This window comes from Kluyvera cryocrescens NBRC 102467 (assembly GCF_001571285.1).
Classification (GTDB): Bacteria; Pseudomonadota; Gammaproteobacteria; order Enterobacterales; family Enterobacteriaceae; genus Kluyvera; species Kluyvera cryocrescens.
The window spans coordinates 1-20,993 of sequence record NZ_BCTM01000028.1 but is presented as its reverse complement, the minus strand read 5'-3'; the positions used below and the strand labels follow the sequence as shown (position 1 = coordinate 20,993).

Genomic DNA, 20,993 nt, shown 5'->3' with positions numbered 1-20,993 from the left:
TAATACGCTAAATGGAATCGGTTCCAAAGAAAATCTCAGGGTGTTGAATTTATGATCACCATCACGAAGGAATGTTAACGCGCCGTTGATCCGCGAACGATCAGCTCACCGGAAAAGACCTGCTCATGGATAGATTCGGAAACCCCTTCAATGCGACGAACGACTTGCTCAACGGCGGCGTAGCCAATCTGCCAGGTCGGCTGCTTCAGGGTGGTGATGCCCACGCCAGCCAGCTCCGCCCACTCCAGTTCATCAAAACCGAGCAGGCCAATATCGCTACCCCAGTTGAGGCCAATACGTTTGAGCGAACGGGCGACCTGCAGCGTTAATGCACCGTTGGCAGAAATGACTGCCTTGCGCATGCCGCGGTGCTGCTGGTGGAATTGGCGCAGGGTGTTATCAAGCTGGGTGTTTTCTGCCAGCGGCACTTCGGCATTATCGGCCACGACGCCGGGATAGCGGGCGAGGGTGGCACGAAAGGCGCTCAGACGCTCGCGACGGGTGTTGACGGTGCCCAGCGGTTCGCTGATAAACAGCAGCGCTTCAAAGCCCTGTTCGATGAGGTGCTCGGTGGCGGTTGTCGCGGCCTGGGCGTTATCCAGACCCACAACATCGCAGGAGAAATCCGGGATTTTTCGGTCAATCAGCACCATTGGCAGCGCGGATTGTTGCAGGCGCTGTAGGCCTTCTTCTCGCATCCCCACGGCATTGACCACAATTCCTTCCACCTGATAGCTGCGCAGCAGATCGAGATAGTGCAGCTCCTGGTTCACCTCGTTGTTGGTGTTACACACCAGCGGGGTAAAGCCTTTCTCACGGCAGGCCGCTTCGATCCCGCTCAAGACGTTGACGGAGTAGGGGTTAGTGATATCAGCGATGATCAGACCAATCAGGCGGGTGCGGCCGCGTTTCAGGTTGCGAGCCATCAGGCTTGGGCGATAGTCGAGTTCCGCAATGGCGGCTTCAATGCGGGCGAGTAGCGCATCGGAGAGCAGATGTTTTTCGCCATTGAGATAGCGGGAAATACTGGTTTTGCCGGTTTGCGCGGCTTTTGCCACATCGCTGATGGTAGGGCGTGCTGATTTTGCCATGGAAGTTCTCTCGCCTGAAAGTGAGAACACCTTAACGCGAAAATCTGGTTAAGCAAGCGTTTTGCCGGGAGACGTGGCGCCACCCGGCAATAAAAAGATTACATCGGGCTGAGCGTAATCTCGACGCGGCGGTTCTGCGCTTTGCCTTCTTCGGTGCTGTTGCTGGCAATCGGATTTGCCGGGCCCATACCGGAGGTGCGCACGCGCGCGGCGGCGACGCCCTGGGTGATGAGTGAGCTGGCCACCGAGTCGGCGCGCTGCTGCGACAACTTCATGTTGAGCTGCTGGCTGCCGGTGCTGTCGGTGTAGCCGACGACGTTAACCGCGGTTTTTTCATACTCTTTCAGGACCATTGCGACGCCAACCAGCGTGTTCGCACCCGCCGGTTTCAACGTGGAGGAGGAGCTGTCGAAGGTGACGTTGTTTGGCATATTGAGCACGATGTTGTCGCCGTTACGGGTGACGCTTACGCCGGTGCCCTGCATTTTCTGCCGCAGTTTTGCTTCCTGCGCGTCCATGTAATAACCCACGCCGCCGCCGACGGCAGCCCCCGCAGCGGCGCCAATCAGCGCGCCTTTGCCTCGGTCATGTTTTGACGATGACAGTGCGCCAATGCCGGCGCCCACCAGAGAACCAAGTCCTGCACCGATCCCTGCTTTACCTGCTTCTCGCTCACCGGTATACGGGTTAGTGGTACAGCCGGAAACCGCCATTGCGCCGCTCACCAGAGCCGCAATCATGAAAATGCGTTTTTTCATCTTATGTCCTTAATCCTTTTTATTCTTTGCCACGGCAGGTGTGGCGGTTGATTATGACGTGCAAAAGCTGGGAAAATTCCCCTCGGTTTTTAACTTTTTGTAAATAATTTCGAGCGATGATGAAAAGATCGCCGTAACACCTGCATCAGCTATCCAGGAGTATGCCTTGGCAAATTCAGCGACAACCAAAACCATCCTTACCGCCGCCCATTGGGGACCCATGTGGGTTGAAACCGACGGCGAGCAGGTTCTTTCCTCGCGCGGGGCGCTTAAAACCACGTTTACCAACTCGCTGCAAAGCGTGGTGCGCGACCAGGTACACAGTAAAACGCGCGTGCGCTATCCGATGGTGCGTAAAGGATTTTTGGCATCACCGGAAAACCCACAGGGTGTGCGCGGGCAGGATGAGTTTGTGCGGGTAAGCTGGGACGATGCGCTGGCGCTCATTGACCGCCAGCACCGACGTATTCGCGATAGCTATGGCCCGGCGTCAATTTTCGCCGGCTCCTACGGTTGGCGTTCCAACGGCGTGTTACACAAAGCGGCGACGTTGCTTCAACGCTATATGAGTCTTGCCGGCGGCTATACCGGCCATCTGGGGGATTACTCGACTGGCGCAGCGCAGGCGATCATGCCCCACGTGGTGGGCGGTAACGAGGTTTATCAGCAGCAAACCAGCTGGCCGATGGTACTGGAACATTCCGAAGTGGTGGTGCTGTGGAGCGCCAATCCACTGAATACGCTGAAAATTTCGTGGAATGCTTCCGATGAGCAGGGGCTCCCCTATTTTGAACAGCTGCGGCAAAGCGGCAAGCGGCTGATCTGCATCGATCCGATGCGATCGGAAACTGTCGCCTTTTTCGGTGAATCTATGGAATGGATCGCCCCGCATATGGGCACCGACGTGGCGATGATGCTGGGTATCGCCCACACGCTGTTGGTTAATGAATGGCACGATGCGGAATTTCTCACGCGCTATACCACCGGATTCCCGACGTTCGCCGATTATCTGCTGGGCAGCAACGATGGTGAAGCTAAATCTGCAGAATGGGCGGCGGCTATTTGTGGGGTAAGTGCAGATAAAATCCGCGAACTGGCGGATATGTTCCGGAAAAATACCACCATGTTGATGGCCGGATGGGGAATGCAGCGCCAGCAGTTTGGCGAGCAAAAGCACTGGATGCTGGTGACGCTGGCCGCCATGCTGGGCCAAATAGGCACCCCGGGCGGCGGTTTTGGTCTTTCTTATCATTTCGCGAATGGCGGCAACCCGACGCGTCGTGCGGCGGTGTTGGCCTCAATGCAGGGAACAGTGAAAGGCGGCGTTGATGCCGTGGATAAAATCCCGGTGGCGCGGATAGTCGAGGCGCTGGAGAACCCCGGCGCGCCGTACCAGCACAACGGTCTCGATCGCCACTTCCCGGATATTCGCTTTGTCTGGTGGGCTGGTGGCGCCAACTTTACCCATCATCAGGACACCAACCGTTTGATTCGCGCCTGGCAAAAACCGGAACTGGTGGTGATCTCCGAATGTAACTGGACGGCGGCGGCGCGTCATGCGGATATCGTCCTGCCCGCCACCACCTCGTTTGAACGCAACGACCTGACCATGACCGGCGATTACAGCAATCAGCATCTGGTGCCGATGAAGCGGGTGGTGATGCCTCGTGATGAAGCCCGCGACGATTGGCAGGTGTTTGCCGACCTCAGCGAGCTTTGGCAATCGGGTGGGCGGGAGCGTTTTACCGAAGGCAAAAGTGAATTGCAGTGGCTGGAGACGTTTTACAATATCGCCGCTGAACGCGGCGCTAGCCAGCAGGTCGCTCTGCCACCGTTTGAACGCTTCTGGCAGGCCAACGAACTGATTGAGATGCCTGAAAGCGAACAAAACGCGGCGTTTGTGCGCTTTGGCGCGTTTCGCGCTGACCCGCAGGCCAACCCGCTCAAAACGCCGAGCGGTAAAATTGAGATCTATTCTGAGCGTATCGCCAGCTTCCAATACCCGGACTGCCCGCCGCATCCGATGTGGCTGGAGCCTGATGAATGGCACGGCAATGCGCAGCCAGGACAGCTTCAACTGCTGTCAGCACATCCTGCGCACCGTTTGCACAGCCAGCTAAATCATACGTCGTTGCGGGAGCAGTATGCGGTCGCCGGGCGCGAACCGCTGACGCTGCATCCTCAGGATGCGCAGGCGCGACAAATCAACGATGGGGACGTCGTGCGGCTGTGGAACCATCGTGGCCAGGTATTGGCGGGCGTGGTGGTCAGCGAAGACATTAAACCTGGCGTCATGTGCCTGCATGAAGGCGCATGGCCAGATTTAGATCTTCAGGCCGGTGGGATCTGTAAAAATGGGGCAGTTAACGTGCTCACCAAAGATATCCCCAGCTCGCGGCTGGGGAATGGCTGTGCGGGGAATACGGCGCTGGCCTGGGTCGAGAAGTATAACGGCCCTGAACTGGCGTTAACGGCGTTTAATCCGCCTGCCAACGCATAATCCATGTGGGGTGCCGGGTCTCGTCCTGCCACGCGCTGTCTTCGATACGAAAACCCTGCGCGTGGTAGAAATTCACCGCCCGGCAGTTCTTCTGATACACCTCCAGACTGAGGTCGGTATAGTGCTGCTTTACGGCATCCAGCAGTGCCGTGCCGATACCGAGGTGGAGGCATTCCGGTGCTACAAACAGCGCGCCGACAAAGCGTCCTTGAATAACGCTGACAAACCCTTGCAGTTGGCCTGCATCTTCCCACACCCAGGTGTCGGCGGCAGGGAGATAGGTATCACGCACAATTGGCAGGCTCTCCTGCCAGTACTGTTCGGCAATAAACGGATGGGCGTAGGTCGTGCTCTCTAGCCACAACTCGAGTAAAGAATCGAACTGGTTAGTGTTCCATTTTCTGATCATGCTGAACTCCAGGATGGCAGAAGCAGCCCGTCACGTGGTCGCTGACCAGACCGCAGGCCTGCATGAAGGAATAACAAATCGTGGTGCCAACGAACTTGAAGCCGCGTTTCTTCAGGGCTTTAGATAATGCATCTGACGCGGGCGTTGAGGTCGCGATTTCGGCGAGCGTCGCGGCTTGGGTGACAATGGGGGTGTTATCGACAAATGACCAGACAAACGCATTGAACGGTTCTCCGTTGGCTTCCATCGCCAGGAACGCCCGCGCGTTGCCGATAATGGCCTGAATTTTGCCCCGATGGCGAATGATGCCGGCATCCAGCACCAGGCGCTCAACGTCTGCTTCGGTCATCGCCGCCACTTTGACCGGATCGAAATGATGGAAGGCCTGACGATAGTTTTCGCGCTTTTTTAGCACCGTTATCCATGACAGCCCGGCCTGCTGGCCCTCGAGGCAGATCATTTCAAACAGTTTCTGGTTATCTTTTTGGGCGACGCCCCACTCGGTATCGTGATATTCGATATAAAGCGGGTCCTGACTAACCCAACCGCAACGCTGCATGTGATTCTCCCTTTTTGCCAATGGCTCACGCACGATAATAAAACCCTGCACTTCTCTTGACGCCGATAATAAAGAGACAATAGTTAATACAGGGATCTCTCCCTTAAAACATAACAATAACTGCCGAACCTGGCTCTTCTCTGGAGTCACTTGATGAATAATAAGAAATGCAATGGCCCCTGGCGATATGTTACGCCGGCATCGATTTTTGTGTGGATGTTATTTTCCCCACATGCCAATGCCTGGCAACAGGAATATATCGTGTCTGACTCACAAAGTAATACTGCCGAGCGCTATACATGGGATAGCGATCACCAACCGCGCTACGATGACATTCTGGCGGAGCGGATTGAAGCGGTGCAGGCAGGCACAGGCGTTAACCTGAATTCGCCGGATAATATGCCGCTGGACGCCACCAAAACAATGAGCTTTGGGTGGAATTTTCCTTTAACCAACAGCATCACGACGGGGCCCGTCGCCCAGTGGCACTATGACGGTTCGCCGGGGTTTATGTGGAATGAGTTTGGCGATTCGGTGACCACGGCGTCGCTGACCGATCCGCTGTGGCATGCCAGCGTCAGTACGCTGGGCTGGCGGGTTGATTCGCATAGTTGGCTTGGCATTCGGCCATGGGCGCAGGTGAGCTATAACCAGCAGTTTGGTGAGAATCAGTGGAAGGCGCAATCCGGCTTAAATCGGATCCCAACCGCAACGCAGGACGGCAACTGGGTCGATGTTACCGTCGGCGCCGACATGTTACTGAATTCACATCTGGCGGCCTATGCCGCGCTGTCGCAGGCGGACAACATGCCCACCGGCGTTAACTATTTCTATACGATGGGCGTCAGCGCTCGCTTCTAAAATGAGCGATTTGCCTTACCCACATCAGCGGCGGGTTATTTTTTCAATGTCATTCATTCCGCCGCTGATGCATTTCATTCCGTCCTGAATGCACTTCATGCCTTTTTCAACCTGCAAAAATGCTAACTTCGTTATCGTTGGCAGCAGTTAATCTACGAAGGCATCTTCATCATGAACGCTGCAACTAAAAATCATACCCGCTGGCTGACATTGTTCGGCACCATCATCACCCAATTCGCTCTCGGTTCCGTCTATACCTGGAGCTTGTTCAACAGTGCGCTGTCCAGCAAGCTGGATGCATCGGTGAGCCAGGTGGCGTTCTCCTTTGGTTTATTAAGCCTGGGGCTGGCGATCTCCTCTTCCGTTGCCGGTAAACTGCAGGAACGTTTTGGCGTTAAACACGTCACGATGGCGTCCGGTATTCTGCTGGGTCTCGGTTTCTTCCTGACCGCACATGCCAACAGCCTGCCGATGCTGTGGCTGAGCGCCGGGGTCATTGTGGGTCTTGCCGATGGCGCAGGCTATCTGCTGACGCTGTCCAACTGCGTAAAATGGTTCCCGGAACGTAAGGGGCTGATTTCAGCCTTTGCTATCGGTTCCTACGGTTTAGGCAGTCTGGGTTTCAAATTCATCGATAGCCATCTGCTGGCGACCGTGGGCCTGGAAAAAACCTTCATGATCTGGGGCGCAATTGTGCTGGTGATGATTGTCTTCGGCGCGATGCTGATGAAAGACGCACCTAATCAGGCTGTTGCGAGTCATAACGGGGTGATGGAAAACGACTTCACGCTGGCGGAATCCATGCGTAAACCGCAGTACTGGATGCTGGCAGTGATGTTCCTGACGGCTTGTATGAGCGGCCTGTATGTTATCGGTGTGGCGAAAGATATTGCGCAGGGGATGGTTCATCTGGATCTGGCAACGGCCGCCAATGCCGTGACGATTATCTCGATTGCTAACCTGAGCGGTCGTCTGGTGCTGGGTATCCTGTCCGATAAAATCTCACGTATCCGCGTTATCACTATCGGTCAGATTATCTCGCTGGTCGGCATGGCGGCGCTGCTGTTCGCGCCACTGAATGAAGTCACTTTCTTCGCGGCGATTGCCTGTGTGGCCTTTAACTTTGGCGGCACCATCACCGTCTTCCCATCGCTGGTGAGTGAGTTCTTTGGTCTGAATAACCTGGCGAAAAACTACGGGGTGATTTACTTAGGTTTCGGGATTGGCAGCATCTGCGGCTCGCTGATTGCTTCACTGTTCGGCGGGTTCTACGTAACCTTCTGCGTTATCTTCGCACTGCTGATTATTTCCCTGGCGCTGTCGACCACTATTCGCCAGCCAAAAACGGAAATTCTGCACGAAGCGCACGCTTAACAATAATTACCTCACTTATTAAGTCGATTCTGGCCAGGTATTTTTGTAAATATCTGGCCAGATCACAATCCCGCCGAATACTTTTCCCCTTTCTTGTTGTCTACTTACCGCGCTTGCATATGAGCCCTTAATGGCTCATGACAATTATTCTCGGGCCTGTCGTTTTTTTTCGCCTGCCGCCCGTTTTTGGTTTTCCCTTTTTCCAGGGTTTTTGCATGAAATATATAAAATCGATGTCCCAGCAGACGCTGTGTATGCTGCTGGCGGTTTACATCGGCTGGCTGATGAACTATTCCGTGTTCGTCCGCCGGTTTGAAGGATACCTACAGAATTTTAGCGTCGAAAAAGGGATTTTCATTGCTATCGAGCTTGTAGGCACTTTACTGCTCACCTTCTTCTTACTGCGTATACTGTCGCTTGGCGGACGCACGCTGTGGAAAGTGCTGGTCTCCCTCGTGGTGCTGATTTCTGCAGGCGCCAGCTATTATATGACCAACCTGAATGTCGTCATTGGCTACGGCATTATTGCTTCGGTGATGACCACCGATGTGGACCTCTCCAAAGAGGTGGTGGGTTGGCATTTTATCTCCTGGTTGGTGTTGACCAGCATCGTGCCGTTGATCTTTATCTGGCTTAACGGCGCGCGTGACACGCTGTTGCAGCAGTTACGTACGCGAGGCCAGCGGATACGCAGCGTGGCGATTATTCTCGTCTGTGCGCTGCTGGTCTGGGGGCCGATTCGCTTAATGGAAGCGCATCTCAAAGAGAGTGAACGCCTGTCGCAGGTCGATCTGCCAAGCTATGGCGGTGTGCTGGCTAACTCGTATTTGCCCAGCAACTGGCTGTCTGCGCTGAGTCTGTATGGCTGGACGCAAATCGATGAATCTTTTGATACCAAAGAGCTTATCGACCCCGCTAAAAAATTCACCTACGTCGCGCCTGAGGGAATCGATGACACCTATGTGGTGTTTATTATCGGTGAAACCACCCGCTGGGATCATATGGGGCTGTTCGGCTACGGGCGAGATACCACACCTGAGCTGGCAAAAGAGAAAAACCTGGTCGCGTTCCGTGGCTACTCGTGCGATACCGCGACCAAGCTGTCGCTGCGCTGCATGTTTGTGCGGCAGGGCGGGGCTAGCGATAACCCGCAGCGGACGGTTAAAGAACAGAACGTGTTTGCCGTGCTGCACCAGCTTGGCTTTACCGGTGATTTGTTGGCGATGCAAAGCGAACTGTGGTTCTACAGCAATACGATGGCCAATAACATTGCCTATCGTGAGCAGATTGGCGCCGAGCCGAGGAACCGCGGTAAAAGCGTGGACGACATGCTGCTCGCTGACGAACTAAAGAATGTGTTGGCCCGTAGCGGTGTCGACGGAAAGCATCTCATTATTATCCATACCAAAGGTTCACACTTTAACTATACCCAGCGCTATCCGCGCAACTTCGCCAAGTGGAAGCCGGAATGTGTGAACGTGGATGACAAATGCACGAAAGCGGAGCTGATTAACTCCTACGATAACTCGATAACCTACGTGGATCACTTTCTGGTGAACGTCTTTGACCAGATGCGCGATAAGAAGGCGATTGTCTTCTTTGCCTCTGACCACGGTGAATCGATCAATGAGCACGAACGTCTGCACGGTACGCCACGTAAGATGGCGCCGCCGGAGCAGTTCCGCGTGCCGATGATGGTGTGGATGTCGGATAAGTATCTGGAGAATCCGGATCATGCTCGTTCGTTTGCTTACCTGCAGCAGCAGGCGGCGATGAAGCAGCCTAAGCGTCACGTTGAGCTTTACGACACCATCATGGGCTGTTTGGGCTACACCTCACCGGACGGTGGCATCAACGAGTACAACAACTGGTGCCATGTACCAGCCAAGCCTGTAAACGCTCAGTGACAGTTCCCGCGCGAGGTATTATCCCTTTTTATTTTAGGGGATTGACGAGCGCCGAATGCAGCAGTACCCTACGCCGCATTCCGGTGATTGGCGCAGCCTGGTAGCGCACTTCGTTCGGGACGAAGGGGTCGGAGGTTCGAATCCTCTATCACCGACCAGACATAAAAACCGCTCTTAGAGCGGTTTTTGCGTTTAAGGCACAGGAGGATGAGAACCTCCGGGGGTAGAGGTTCGACTCGAGCGAAGCGAGAGAACGTTGCGTGAGCAACGGCCCGTAGGGCGAGCCACGCAGTGGTGAGTCATCCTCTATCACCGACCAGACATAAAAACCGCTCTTAGAGCGGTTTTTGCGTTTAAGGCCCAGGAGGATGAGAACCTCCGGGGGTAGAGGTTCGACTCGAGCGAAGCGAGAGAACGTTGCGTGAGCAACGGCCCGTAGGGCGAGCCACGCAGTGGTGAGTTATCCTCTATCACCGACCAGACATAAAAACCGCTCTTAGAGCGGTTTTTGCGTTTAAGGCCACTATCAGAATACGGCGCTGCGCCGCCGTCTGCCGACACAACGTCTTCCCCTGTTTGTTCACAATTTTGTGACATATTCCATTGCTTTTTTTTATGCATAGCGGAATCTTTTTTCACGCTGCTTATGGCTAGACCCAGCATTTTCACCTGTGCGTTTTAACGTTCACGGCATTAATCGCTCAGATAATCAGCATATCGAAATAAATTTTTCACATATCGGCTAATTGTTAATCACTACATGTTGCAAAGTATTAAGTGAATAACTCTGCTTTATTGCCCATAGCATAAATTTCTCTGCTGAAAATAGTCCTTCGGGGTTTTTTTAATCTTTGCCCATCCATTCTCACCTTCAATACAAATCCCGGATAACTGTATTGACGTTTTCACATTCTGTTGACAGATTGTAGGGCATGAGGGGCATTTCATGGAGAATCCGCGCTGCAACTCAGTTGTTCCAGTGAAAGGAATCCCGCCTCTACAACACATCGACCAAGCCGGGTAAAACACAAATAAAGGCCAGGCGGTGTAACCCAATGCAAAGGGTAAAAACAACACAAATCACTTTGGAGCAGAATAATGAGTATTTCCTTGAAGAAGTCAGGGATGCTGAAGCTGGGTCTGAGCCTGGTCGCCATGACCGTCGCTGCCAGCGTACAGGCGAAAACCCTGGTTTATTGTTCAGAAGGTTCGCCGGAAGGCTTTAACCCACAGCTCTTCACGTCTGGTACCACCTATGATGCCAGCTCCGTGCCAATCTATAACCGTCTGGTTGAATTCAAAACCGGTACCACGGAAATCGTTCCGGGCCTGGCTGAGAAGTGGGACATCAGCGCAGACGGTAAAACCTACACCTTCCACCTTCGCCCTGGCGTGAAGTGGCAGGACAGCAAAGACTTCAAACCGACGCGTGACATGAACGCCGACGATATCGTCTTCTCCTTCGACCGTCAGAAGAATGCCCAAAACCCGTATCACAAAGTCTCTGGCGGCAGCTATGAATACTTTGAAGGTATGGGCCTGCCAGACCTGATTAGCGAAGTGAAAAAAGTCGACGATAATACCGTTCAATTCGTGCTGACTCGCCCAGAGGCCCCATTCCTGGCCGACCTGGCGATGGACTTCGCGTCTATTCTGTCAAAAGAATATGCTGACAACATGCTGAAAGCCGGTACACCGGAGAAAGTTGACCTGAACCCAATCGGTACCGGTCCATTCCAGCTGCAGCAGTACCAGAAAGACTCCCGTATTCTGTACAAAGCCTTCCCAGGCTACTGGGGCACCAAGCCGCAGATCGATCGTCTGGTCTTCTCCATCACGCCTGACGCTTCCGTGCGTTACGCTAAGCTGCAGAAGAACGAATGCCAGGTGATGCCGTATCCAAACCCGGCTGACATTGCGCGCATGAAAGAAGATAAGAGCATTAACCTGATGGAACAGGCTGGCCTGAACGTCGGTTACCTCTCCTTCAACACCGAGAAAAAACCGTTTGATGACGTGAAAGTGCGCCAGGCGCTGACCTATGCGGTCAACAAAGAAGCGATCATTAAAGCCGTTTATCAGGGCGCTGGCGTGGCGGCTAAGAACCTGATCCCACCAACCATGTGGGGCTATAACGACGACGTCAAAGACTATACCTACGATCCGGAAAAAGCCAAGGCGCTGCTGAAAGAAGCGGGCCAGGATAAAGGCTTCACCGTTGAGCTGTGGGCGATGCCGGTACAGCGTCCATACAACCCGAACGCTCGCCGCATGGCTGAGATGATTCAGGCTGACTGGGCGAAAATTGGCGTACAGGCCAAAATCGTGACCTACGAGTGGGGCGAATACCTCAAGCGTGCGAAAGCCGGTGAACACCAGGCCGTGATGATGGGCTGGACCGGTGACAATGGGGATCCGGACAACTTCTTCGCGACGCTGTTCAGCTGCGCAGCCGCCAAAGATGGTTCTAACTACTCTCGCTGGTGCTACAAGCCGTTTGAAGATCTGATTCAGCCGGCACGTGCGACCGACAACCACGAGAAACGCGTTGAGCTCTACAAACAGGCTCAGGTAGTGATGCACGATCAGGCTCCTGCGCTGATTGTTGCTCACTCCACCGTATACGAGCCGGTGCGTAAAGAAGTCAAAGGCTATGTGGTTGATCCATTAGGTAAGCACCACTTCGAAAACGTATCCATCGAATAATAAAGACGACGCCTTAACCGGCAGCGCACGCTTCCTACCCCCCTTGGGGTGGGAAGCCGCGCCGTATCTGCGTCTGCCTCATTTGAGGCCGGCGGCAGATTTGTGAGCAATACAGACGTCCTGTGACCAGGCGGGCCGTCATTATAGAGAATCAGGGCTATGTTGCAGTTTATCCTCAAACGGTTGGGTCTGGTGATCCCAACGTTTATCGGTATCACCCTTCTGACGTTTGCCTTTGTGCACATGATCCCCGGCGATCCGGTGATGATTATGGCCGGCGAACGCGGTATTTCCCCTGAGCGTCACGCCCAGCTATTGGCTGAACTCGGCCTCGATAAGCCGATGTGGCAGCAGTATCTCCACTATATCTGGGGCGTACTGCACGGTGACTTAGGGATGTCATTAAAAAGCCGACTCCCGGTGTGGGACGAGTTCGTGCCGCGTTTTAAAGCGACGCTGGAACTCGGTATCTGCGCCATGATTTTTGCCGTCGCCGTGGGGATCCCTGTCGGCGTACTGGCCGCAGTTAAACGCGGTTCCATCTTCGATCATACCGCGGTTGGTCTGGCGCTGACCGGCTACTCCATGCCGATTTTCTGGTGGGGCATGATGCTGATTATGCTGGTGTCGGTGCAGTGGAACCTGACGCCGGTTTCCGGACGCGTCAGCGATATGGTGTTCCTGGATGACAGCAATCCGCTGACCGGCTTTATGCTGATTGATACCGCCATCTGGGGCGAAGAGGGCAACTTTATCGATGCGCTGGCGCATATGATTTTGCCTGCAATGGTGCTCGGCACGATCCCATTAGCGGTTATCGTGCGTATGACCCGTTCATCGATGCTGGAAGTGCTGGGTGAAGACTATATCCGTACCGCCCGCGCGAAGGGGCTGACCCGGATGCGCGTCATCGTGGTTCACGCGCTGCGTAACGCGATGCTGCCGGTGGTGACCGTTATCGGTCTTCAGGTTGGTACGCTGCTGGCTGGGGCGATTTTGACGGAAACCATTTTCTCCTGGCCTGGCCTGGGACGCTGGTTGATTGATGCTCTGCAACGCCGTGACTATCCGGTAGTTCAGGGCGGGGTGCTGCTGGTGGCGACGATGATTATTCTCGTCAACCTGCTGGTAGACCTGCTGTACGGCGTGGTTAACCCGCGCATCCGTCATAAGAAGTAAGGGGCCGTCATGACACAAGTTACTGAGAACAAAGCGGTGTCCGCACCGGTGCCGATGACCCCTTTCCAGGAATTCTGGCACTACTTTAAACGCAATAAAGGTGCGGTGATTGGTCTGGTTTATGTGGCCATCGTGCTGTTTATTGCTATCTTCGCCAACTGGATTGCGCCGTATAACCCTGCGGATCAGTTCCGCGATACCCTGCTGGCACCTCCTGCGTGGCAGGAAGGGGGCTCATGGGCGCACCTGCTGGGTACCGATGACGTTGGCCGCGATGTGATGTCTCGTCTGATGTACGGTGCGCGTCTGTCGCTGCTGGTGGGCTGTCTGGTGGTGGTCCTTTCGCTGGTGATGGGGATTGTGCTGGGGCTGGTTGCCGGCTACTTCGGCGGTATCGTCGACAACATCATTATGCGCGTGGTCGATATCATGCTGGCGCTGCCAAGCCTGCTGCTGGCGCTGGTGCTGGTGGCGATCTTCGGTCCTTCCATTGGTAATGCCGCGCTGGCGCTTACGTTCGTTGCCTTACCGCACTACGTCCGCTTAACGCGTGCGGCGGTGCTGGTTGAAGTTAACCGCGACTACGTCACCGCTTCCCGCGTGGCCGGTGCCGGGGCGATGCGCCAGATGTTCGTCAATATTTTCCCCAACTGCCTTGCGCCGCTGATCGTTCAGGCGTCGCTCGGTTTTTCAAACGCCATTCTCGATATGGCTGCCCTTGGCTTCCTGGGGATGGGCGCGCAGCCGCCTACGCCGGAATGGGGCACCATGCTCTCTGACGTTCTGCAGTTCGCGCAAAGCGCCTGGTGGGTTGTGACCTTCCCGGGCCTGGCGATTCTGCTGACGGTGCTGGCATTTAACCTGATGGGTGACGGTCTGCGTGACGCGCTCGATCCCAAACTGAAGCAGTAAGAGGTTCGAGATGGCGTTATTAAATGTAGATAAATTATCGGTGCACTTCGGTGACGAAGGTACACCGTTTAAAGCCGTAGACCGCGTGAGCTACAGCGTAGATCAGGGTGAAGTGGTTGGTATCGTTGGTGAGTCTGGCTCCGGGAAATCGGTAAGCTCACTGGCAATCATGGGGCTGATTGACTATCCCGGCCGCGTGATGGCCGAGAGCCTGCAGTTCAACGGTCAGGACCTGAAACGGATATCTGAAAAAGAACGTCGTAACCTGGTGGGCGCCGAAGTGGCGATGATTTTCCAGGATCCGATGACCAGCCTTAACCCATGTTACACCGTCGGTTTCCAGATTATGGAAGCCATTAAGGTGCATCAGGGTGGCAACAAGAAAACCCGCCGTCAGCGGGCGATTGACCTGTTGAATCAGGTTGGCATCCCCGATCCGGCATCGCGTCTTGATGTTTACCCGCACCAGCTCTCTGGTGGGATGAGCCAGCGCGTGATGATTGCGATGGCCATTGCCTGCCGTCCGAAGCTGCTGATTGCCGATGAGCCGACGACGGCGCTGGACGTGACCATTCAGGCGCAGATCATCGAACTGCTGCTTGAATTGCAGCAAAAAGAGAACATGGCGCTGATTCTGATCACTCACGATCTGGCGTTGGTGGCGGAAGCGGCACACAAAATCATCGTGATGTATGCCGGTCAGGTGGTGGAAACCGGGGCGGCGAGCGATATTTTCCGCGCGCCTCGCCACCCGTATACCCAGGCCTTGCTGCGCGCGCTGCCGGAGTTTGCGCAGGATAAAGCGCGTCTGGCGTCGCTGCCGGGCGTGGTCCCGGGGAAATATGACCGTCCGAACGGTTGCCTGCTGAACCCGCGCTGCCCGTATGCGACGGACAAATGCCGGAGCGTTGAACCAGAACTGAATCTGCTTAACGGCGGTCGCCAGTCGAAATGTCACTACCCACTCGATGATGCCGGGAGGCCCACACTATGAGTACGCACGAGGCCACCTCGCAGCAGCCGCTGCTGAAGGCAATTGACCTGAAAAAACATTACCCGGTGAAGAAGGGCATTTTTGCCCCAGAGCGCCTGGTGAAAGCGCTGGACGGCGTCTCCTTTACCCTCGAACGCGGTAAAACGCTGGCGGTCGTTGGGGAGTCCGGCTGTGGGAAATCCACCCTGGGCCGTCTGCTGACGATGATTGAAATCCCCACCGGCGGTGAGCTGTACTACCAGGGGCAGGATTTGCTCAAGCACGATCCGCATGCGCAGAAACTGCGCCGGCAGAAAATCCAGATCGTCTTTCAGAACCCGTATGGCTCATTGAATCCGCGTAAGAAAGTGGGGCAAATTCTGGAAGAGCCGTTGCAGATTAATACTTCGCTCAACAAAGAGCAGCGCCGTGAAAAAGCGCTGGCGATGATGGCGAAGGTGGGGCTGAAAACCGAGCACTATGATCGCTACCCGCATATGTTCTCCGGCGGCCAGCGTCAGCGTATCGCGATTGCCCGTGGTTTGATGCTGGATCCTGATGTGGTGATTGCCGACGAACCGGTCTCTGCGCTCGACGTTTCCGTGCGTGCGCAGGTGCTGAACCTGATGATGGATTTGCAGCAGGATTTAGGGCTGTCCTATGTCTTTATCTCCCACGACCTGTCGGTAGTGGAGCATATCGCGGATGAAGTCATGGTGATGTATCTGGGGCGCTGCGTGGAGAAAGGGACGAAGGATCAGATCTTCAATAATCCGCAGCATCCGTATACCCAGGCGCTGCTCTCGGCCACGCCGCGTTTGAACCCGGATGAGCGTCGTGAGCGTATTAAGCTGACCGGTGAGCTGCCAAGCCCGCTGAATCCGCCTCCGGGCTGCGCGTTCAATGCCCGCTGTCGCCGTCGCTTCGGGCCGTGCACTCAGCTTCAGCCGCAGTTGAAAGACTATGGTGGACAGCTGGTGGCGTGTTTCGCGGTCGATCAGGATGAGAATCCAGAGAAAGCGGTATAGCAGAAAGGCGTTTTGCTAAGAAGGGAAATGCGTTGGGCCGCCGGGGTAAAACCCGGCGGCCTTTTCATTGTTACTGCGGGTACGGCACCCAGGCACCGCCGTTCAGACGAACGTACGGTTTGCCCTGGTACTGCATCACGACCGTGTTGGAGTTTTCTGACACCGCGGCCGTCTGCGGCAGGTTGCCGGTGAAGGCCGACCAGTCGACGGTCTCTTCCGTGAAGATTTTACCGTCTACCGCGCGTGCCACCAGTTCAGAAATCGCCAGATAGCTGCTTGGCTGGTTGATATCAATCGCCGTGCCCTGATGAGGGGCCTTCATGCCGAAGAATTTAACGGCTGCCGGAACGTGGGTGATGGACGGGCTTGGGATGTCACGCAGCCCAGAGACCTGCATTTTATCGCCCTGCAGCGCCGCGCCGTGCTCCGGCACCACGATAACCATCACTTTACGACCTGATTTCTCCAGCTCGTTAAAGAAGGTATCCAGCTCATCAAACAGCTTCTGCGCGCGGGTTTTATAGTCCGCCGTTTTGCTCTGTCCCTGGTAGTGGTTACCATCGTGCAGCGGCAAAATGTTATAGAAGGTGGCTGAACGTCCCCCTGCTGGCATATCCGGCGACTGCATCCAGCGGTTGAGAACCGCCAGATCGTCGTATACCGGAGAACCGTCGAAGGAGAGCAGGTTAACCGGGAGCTTGCTCTGATCCATCAGCGGGCTTTGCATCCCGCCGTTTTCACGCACTTCTTTCAGGAAGTCCCCGAATACGCCGTTGTGGTCGAGCATCAGGTGCTGCGTAAAGCCCAGTTTTGACAGATTATCGAACAGATAGCACTGATTCCCTGCCGGCTGGTACAGGTTGGTATGCGATGGCTGGCCGCAGCTCGCGCGCAGCAAACGAATGGCCGCCGGGCCGCTGTAAGAGGTCGCCGAGTTAAAGTCGCTAAAGCGAATATCAAAGTGTGACCACAGCGGGTGCTGCATTAGGCCTGCGGCCTCCACATCTGAAGCGGCCAGAGAACAAATATTAATAACCAGCAGATCAAACGGCTGGGCGTCGGCCGGAAGCTGCGTTGGGAACGTGGTTGCGCGTTTGCCCTCAGACTCATAGAAGCTGCTTAACCACGCATTGAGGTTATCCGAGGTTGGCGCGGCGGTTTGCGCCGGAATATCGCCGCTTGCTGTCGGGCCGCCTGATGCGGAAGCCGCAGGTGATGCGGTCGTCGTCGCGGCGGTGGTATTGGTTGCCTGACCGGTAGGCCACAGGCTGAAAGATGGGCCAACCAGCGCCGTCAGGTTCACCCATACCATGGCAATCACGACAAACACGGTAATGCGGATCCACTGATTCAAGAACATCCACGCCACAACCAGCACAAAGAAGGCGCCCACCATCTGCCAGTTAATAAAGCGTGTCACCAGGTCCCACAGATAATCGGCGCTGAATCCGGCAATCTGAGAACCCTGGCTCATGATGCTTTCCGGACCCGGCAGCCAGGTATCGTGCCAGAACAGCGCAAAGCCCAGCGGAATGGCTAGCCATTGACGCCAGCGGTGCAGACGGTCATTGGGCAATGGGAACAGCAGGAACGCCATAAAGACGAGGTTGAGCATGGGGTGGAAATTCAGATACCCAGCCCACAGCAGCCCAAATTTAACCAGGAAATAGAGGTTCCAGCCTGATAACCCCCGCCAATAATGCCAAAGCGGAGAAGGTGTAGCGGCGGCATTTTGCGTCGATTTAGTCATTTTTTGATTTTGCCCTGACGGCCTGATCGCGGCGTAACACGCCTACGGGTTTAACATAACGGGGTTTGAGAAACATCAAACGAAACGCATTGTGGATGCGTCGTTGATGATGGCGTGCCATATAGCCTAGCGGGAAGAAAATCAGTGCGCAAAGCACAACCAATTGAATAATATCGCTTATCGACATCATGACGGCGTCCCTTCGGTATCGGTAAACAGGCGATGAGGTTCGGGATAGCGGCGCCAGCCGTTGTCCTCGAAGGTTGCGTTAATCACGTTTGTTGGCTTCGGCGCGATTTGCAGCGGTTTTGTCCACTGTTCCGGTTTCACATCGCGCATCATGACCAGTTCAGAAGCGATCTGTTTATCTTCAAACCAAATCATGCGATTGGAGAAAATATCGCCGGTGGGCAGCGGGAAGATGTGGTTGAGCGCTTTGTCGAGATCGTTCACGCGACAGAAGGGCAGGAACAGCACCAGACGATGATCGGCAATCGTTGAGATATCGCCCATTCGGTGCGGGCGACATAAGGTGAGCGCTTGCTCAACGCGCAGTCCCGGAGCAGGGCGCAGCGCGACCATGACCCCTTTACTGTCCGCAGGCAGTAAGGTGTTGTTGATAACCTTTTGTACCGCATCGCAGAAGACATCCCATTTCTGGTAGCCTTTTAATTTCAGCGGTTCAGTGTTGGCCAGCAGGGTCGTTAAATCTTCCGGAACATGGCGGTTGAACTGCTGCGTCTGCACGCTTTCAATCAGCGTCAGGCTGCGCGACAGCGGCGCGGTCGATGAGATGACCAGATTGGCACCGCAGCTCAAAAGCAACCGCTCATCGGTCGCACGCAGGCTTGGCGTTGTTTCACGCACGATTATTTTTAATGCGGTACCGCGTTGACGCCGCAGCGTATGGGTAAAGCGTGCAAGCTGTTCTACCTGGCTATTTTGATTGAGCGAGAATATGACCGTTGCGGCCTGGGCGGTGCGTGCGGCATTAAAGACGCCGTCGTTGGTGTCAAACAAAGACCAGTGTTCTGAGAGTGCCGGTGCCCCCTCAAGAATATTGATATTACTGAGCACCTGTTTTTCATCGCTACGGGGTTGGACGTTAGCCACTTCATCCTGGGCTAAATGCCAGCCAGACGCATTTTGTTTAATTAAAAGCTGCTGACGCGCGCTGACGCCTTTTTCATTGGCCCAGTAAGATATATCCAGCAGTTGACTATCACCCTGGTAACGTAAACTTGCCAGACCGGAAAGTGAACGATATTCACCGAGTAAAAGTGATGTTTGCGCGTCGGCGTTGTTTCCAGGACTAAGAACTAAGGAAGGTGCGAACAAGTCCCTGATATGAGATCATCATATTCATCCGGAGCCATGGAACAGGGTTCATCATGAGTCATCAACTTACCTTCGCCGACAGTGAATTCAGCAGTAAGCGCCGTCAGACCAGAAAAGAGATTTTCTTGTCCCGCATGGAGCAGATTCTGCCATGGCAAAACATGGTGGAAGTCATCGAGCCGTTTTACCCCAAGGCTGGTAATGGCCGGCGACCTTATCCGCTGGAAACCATGCTACGCATTCACTGCATGCAGCATTGGTACAACCTGAGCGATGGCGCGATGGAAGATGCTCTGTACGAAATCGCCTCCATGCGTCTGTTTGCCCGGTTATCCCTGGATAGCGCCTTGCCGGACCGCACCACCATCATGAATTTCCGCCACCTGCTGGAGCAGCATCAACTGGCCCGCCAATTGTTCAAGACCATCAATCGCTGGCTGGCCGAAGCAGGCGTCATGATGACTCAAGGCACCTTGGTCGATGCCACCATCATTGAGGCACCCAGCTCGACCAAGAACAAAGAGCAGCAACGCGATCCGGAGATGCATCAGACCAAGAAAGGCAATCAGTGGCACTTTGGCATGAAGGCCCACATTGGTGTCGATGCCAAGAGTGGCCTGACCCACAGCCTGGTCACCACCGCGGCCAACGAGCATGACCTCAATCAGCTGGGTAATCTGCTGCATGGAGAGGAGCAATTTGTCTCAGCCGATGCCGGCTACCAAGGGGCGCCACAGCGCGAGGAGCTGGCCGAGGTGGATGTGGACTGGCTGATCGCCGAGCGCCCCGGCAAGGTAAGAACCTTGAAACAGCATCCACGCAAGAACAAAACGGCCATCAACATCGAATACATGAAAGCCAGCATCCGGGCCAAGGTGGAGCACCCATTTCGCATCATCAAGCGACAGTTCGGCTTCGTGAAAGCCAGATACAAGGGGTTGCTGAAAAACGATAACCAACTGGCGATGTTATTCACGCTGGCCAACCTGTTTCGGGCGGACCAAATGATACGTCAGTGGGAGAGATCTCACTAAAAACTGGGGATAACGCCTTAAATGGCGAAGAAACGGTCTAAATAGGCTGATTCAAGGCATTTACGGGAGAAAAAATCGGCTCAAACATGAAGAAATGAAATGACTGAGTAAGCCGAGAAGAATTTCCCCGCTTATTCGCACCTTCCCTAAAAGGGTGCAATGGTAGTATTTCGCCCATTTCTGGGATTTTCTAATCCAATTGAGTAACTTTTCAGCGGGAATATTTTTCCAGGCATTGTGGGAACATAAAAGGACAACAAAATAATTATTCGGCTCAAGCGTACAGAGCAAATCGCGGCGCAAGGAGTATAGACTATCAGGGCTATCCTGCATGGCGAAAAGCGATATTTTTTTTGGCCCCTTTTTTTCCTCTAATTCTATGAGGTCATTCGGGTTTTCGCCCATGCTAACAACGGCAACTTTCGCCTCATCCGCTTGGGCGGAAAGCGTCTGATTTAGCAGGCTAACGGCATCTTCATGGCGATCGGTATTCATCCACCATACGCCGCCTGTAGGCATATGACTTACTTCATCCCACAGCGACTCAATGCCAATAGAAAATATGGGGTTCATCGTGTCCCTCTTATCGACGATAATCCTGCACCTAAGTTTAC

At 54.7% G+C, this 20,993-nt stretch carries 17 protein-coding genes, 1 tRNA gene, 2 other RNA genes and 1 pseudogene; 13 read left to right on the top strand and 8 right to left on the bottom strand.

Going from position 1 to position 20,993, the window contains the following annotated elements; all coding sequences use genetic code 11:
• Positions 1-74 precede the first annotated feature (74 nt).
• Positions 75-1,091 (bottom strand): LacI family DNA-binding transcriptional regulator, encoded by a 1,017-nt coding sequence (locus KCR01S_RS18325; RefSeq protein ID WP_061284513.1) that lies wholly within the window; start codon positions 1,089-1,091, stop codon positions 75-77.
• A gap of 98 nt (positions 1,092-1,189) precedes the next feature.
• On the bottom strand, positions 1,190-1,849 hold the full coding sequence (locus KCR01S_RS18320; RefSeq protein WP_061284512.1) for an OmpA family lipoprotein: 660 nt from the start codon (positions 1,847-1,849) through the stop codon (positions 1,190-1,192).
• Between the two features lie 166 nt (positions 1,850-2,015).
• Here KCR01S_RS18320 and KCR01S_RS18315 point away from each other — a divergent pair, with 166 nt between their 5' ends.
• Positions 2,016-4,349 (top strand): molybdopterin guanine dinucleotide-containing S/N-oxide reductase, encoded by a 2,334-nt coding sequence (locus tag KCR01S_RS18315; RefSeq protein ID WP_072277181.1) that lies wholly within the window; start codon positions 2,016-2,018, stop codon positions 4,347-4,349.
• On the opposite strand, the gene KCR01S_RS18310 is transcribed toward KCR01S_RS18315, so the two are convergent.
• Both KCR01S_RS18310 and tag read right to left on the bottom strand, forming a co-directional pair.
• Positions 4,327-4,758 carry an N-acetyltransferase gene (locus KCR01S_RS18310; protein WP_061284510.1) on the bottom strand — a complete coding sequence of 144 codons (432 nt, stop codon included), beginning with the start codon at positions 4,756-4,758 and terminating at the stop codon, positions 4,327-4,329. The two genes, KCR01S_RS18315 and KCR01S_RS18310, sit on opposite strands and share 23 nt — an antisense overlap.
• Positions 4,736-5,317, bottom strand: coding sequence for a DNA-3-methyladenine glycosylase I (gene tag / locus KCR01S_RS18305; RefSeq protein WP_061284509.1), 582 nt, complete (start codon positions 5,315-5,317; stop codon positions 4,736-4,738). Before tag ends, KCR01S_RS18310 begins: the two co-directional genes overlap by 23 nt.
• A gap of 153 nt (positions 5,318-5,470) precedes the next feature.
• Here tag and KCR01S_RS18300 point away from each other — a divergent pair, with 153 nt between their 5' ends.
• The 11 genes from KCR01S_RS18300 (at position 5,471) to dppF (ending at position 16,257) form a co-directional block, all read left to right on the top strand.
• On the top strand, positions 5,471-6,178 hold the full coding sequence (locus tag KCR01S_RS18300) for an autotransporter domain-containing protein (protein WP_061284508.1): 708 nt from the start codon (positions 5,471-5,473) through the stop codon (positions 6,176-6,178).
• A 171-nt stretch (positions 6,179-6,349) separates the two neighbouring features.
• Positions 6,350-7,552, top strand: a complete 1,203-nt coding sequence (locus tag KCR01S_RS18295; protein WP_061284507.1) for an L-lactate MFS transporter — start codon at positions 6,350-6,352, stop codon at positions 7,550-7,552.
• 215 nt (positions 7,553-7,767) lie between these two features.
• Positions 7,768-9,459: a kdo(2)-lipid A phosphoethanolamine 7''-transferase gene (gene eptB, locus KCR01S_RS18290; protein ID WP_061284506.1), complete on the top strand. Its 1,692-nt coding sequence runs from the start codon at positions 7,768-7,770 to the stop codon at positions 9,457-9,459.
• Between the two features lie 81 nt (positions 9,460-9,540).
• Positions 9,541-9,617, top strand: a tRNA-Pro gene (locus tag KCR01S_RS18285).
• Between the two features lie 28 nt (positions 9,618-9,645).
• Positions 9,646-9,778: non-coding RNA, RtT sRNA (locus tag KCR01S_RS18280), on the top strand.
• 28 nt (positions 9,779-9,806) lie between these two features.
• Positions 9,807-9,939: non-coding RNA, RtT sRNA (locus tag KCR01S_RS18275), on the top strand.
• 618 nt (positions 9,940-10,557) lie between these two features.
• Positions 10,558-12,165: a dipeptide ABC transporter periplasmic-binding protein DppA gene (gene dppA, locus KCR01S_RS18270; RefSeq protein WP_061284505.1), complete on the top strand. Its 1,608-nt coding sequence runs from the start codon at positions 10,558-10,560 to the stop codon at positions 12,163-12,165.
• Between the two features lie 159 nt (positions 12,166-12,324).
• Positions 12,325-13,344, top strand: a complete 1,020-nt coding sequence (gene dppB / locus KCR01S_RS18265; RefSeq protein WP_061284504.1) for a dipeptide ABC transporter permease DppB — start codon at positions 12,325-12,327, stop codon at positions 13,342-13,344.
• 9 nt (positions 13,345-13,353) lie between these two features.
• Complete coding sequence (gene dppC / locus KCR01S_RS18260) at positions 13,354-14,256, top strand: dipeptide ABC transporter permease DppC (RefSeq protein WP_061284503.1); 903 nt, start codon at positions 13,354-13,356, stop codon at positions 14,254-14,256.
• A gap of 10 nt (positions 14,257-14,266) precedes the next feature.
• Positions 14,267-15,250: a dipeptide ABC transporter ATP-binding protein gene (gene dppD, locus KCR01S_RS18255; protein WP_061284502.1), complete on the top strand. Its 984-nt coding sequence runs from the start codon at positions 14,267-14,269 to the stop codon at positions 15,248-15,250.
• A complete protein-coding gene (gene dppF / locus KCR01S_RS18250; RefSeq protein WP_061284501.1) occupies positions 15,247-16,257 on the top strand; it encodes a dipeptide ABC transporter ATP-binding subunit DppF in 1,011 nt (336 codons plus the stop codon). Before dppD ends, dppF begins: the two co-directional genes overlap by 4 nt.
• A gap of 70 nt (positions 16,258-16,327) precedes the next feature.
• Here the strand turns inward: dppF and bcsG are convergent, their stop codons facing one another.
• From bcsG to bcsE, 3 genes and pseudogenes are all read right to left on the bottom strand, one after another.
• The gene (bcsG, locus tag KCR01S_RS18245; RefSeq protein ID WP_061284500.1) at positions 16,328-18,007 is read right to left on the bottom strand and encodes a cellulose biosynthesis protein BcsG; all 1,680 of its coding nucleotides are present in this window, start codon (positions 18,005-18,007) and stop codon (positions 16,328-16,330) included.
• On the bottom strand, positions 18,000-18,197 hold the full coding sequence (gene bcsF / locus KCR01S_RS18240; protein ID WP_061284499.1) for a cellulose biosynthesis protein BcsF: 198 nt from the start codon (positions 18,195-18,197) through the stop codon (positions 18,000-18,002). The genes bcsG and bcsF overlap by 8 nt, the downstream gene beginning before the upstream one ends.
• Positions 18,194-19,330 (bottom strand): annotated as a pseudogene (gene bcsE, locus KCR01S_RS18235) (cellulose biosynthesis protein BcsE); the annotation flags it as partial. The pseudogene bcsE and the gene bcsF, both read right to left, overlap by 4 nt.
• 68 nt (positions 19,331-19,398) lie before the next feature.
• Between bcsE and KCR01S_RS18230 the strand changes: the two are divergent.
• Positions 19,399-20,379 (top strand): IS5-like element IS5 family transposase, encoded by a 981-nt coding sequence (locus KCR01S_RS18230; protein WP_000019402.1) that lies wholly within the window; start codon positions 19,399-19,401, stop codon positions 20,377-20,379.
• 60 nt (positions 20,380-20,439) lie between these two features.
• Here the strand turns inward: KCR01S_RS18230 and KCR01S_RS18225 are convergent.
• Positions 20,440-20,993 (bottom strand): BcsE family c-di-GMP-binding protein (locus tag KCR01S_RS18225; RefSeq protein WP_280513243.1); only part of this gene is annotated, 554 nt, incomplete at its 5' end.

Excerpts from the sequence above, each read along its gene's own strand:
- KCR01S_RS18325 (WP_061284513.1), bottom strand. The coding sequence starts at position 1,091 with ATGGCAAAATCAGCACGCCCTACCATCAGCGATGTGGCAAAAGCCGCG.
- KCR01S_RS18320 (WP_061284512.1), bottom strand. The coding sequence starts at position 1,849 with ATGAAAAAACGCATTTTCATGATTGCGGCTCTGGTGAGCGGCGCAATG.
- KCR01S_RS18310 (WP_061284510.1), bottom strand. The coding sequence starts at position 4,758 with ATGATCAGAAAATGGAACACTAACCAGTTCGATTCTTTACTCGAGTTG.
- tag (WP_061284509.1), bottom strand. The coding sequence starts at position 5,317 with ATGCAGCGTTGCGGTTGGGTTAGTCAGGACCCGCTTTATATCGAATAT.
- KCR01S_RS18300 (WP_061284508.1), top strand. The coding sequence starts at position 5,471 with ATGAATAATAAGAAATGCAATGGCCCCTGGCGATATGTTACGCCGGCA.
- KCR01S_RS18295 (WP_061284507.1), top strand. The coding sequence starts at position 6,350 with ATGAACGCTGCAACTAAAAATCATACCCGCTGGCTGACATTGTTCGGC.
- eptB (WP_061284506.1), top strand. The coding sequence starts at position 7,768 with ATGAAATATATAAAATCGATGTCCCAGCAGACGCTGTGTATGCTGCTG.
- dppA (WP_061284505.1), top strand. The coding sequence starts at position 10,558 with ATGAGTATTTCCTTGAAGAAGTCAGGGATGCTGAAGCTGGGTCTGAGC.
- dppB (WP_061284504.1), top strand. The coding sequence starts at position 12,325 with ATGTTGCAGTTTATCCTCAAACGGTTGGGTCTGGTGATCCCAACGTTT.
- dppC (WP_061284503.1), top strand. The coding sequence starts at position 13,354 with ATGACACAAGTTACTGAGAACAAAGCGGTGTCCGCACCGGTGCCGATG.
- dppD (WP_061284502.1), top strand. The coding sequence starts at position 14,267 with ATGGCGTTATTAAATGTAGATAAATTATCGGTGCACTTCGGTGACGAA.
- dppF (WP_061284501.1), top strand. The coding sequence starts at position 15,247 with ATGAGTACGCACGAGGCCACCTCGCAGCAGCCGCTGCTGAAGGCAATT.
- bcsG (WP_061284500.1), bottom strand. The coding sequence starts at position 18,007 with ATGACTAAATCGACGCAAAATGCCGCCGCTACACCTTCTCCGCTTTGG.
- bcsF (WP_061284499.1), bottom strand. The coding sequence starts at position 18,197 with ATGATGTCGATAAGCGATATTATTCAATTGGTTGTGCTTTGCGCACTG.
- KCR01S_RS18230 (WP_000019402.1), top strand. The coding sequence starts at position 19,399 with ATGAGTCATCAACTTACCTTCGCCGACAGTGAATTCAGCAGTAAGCGC.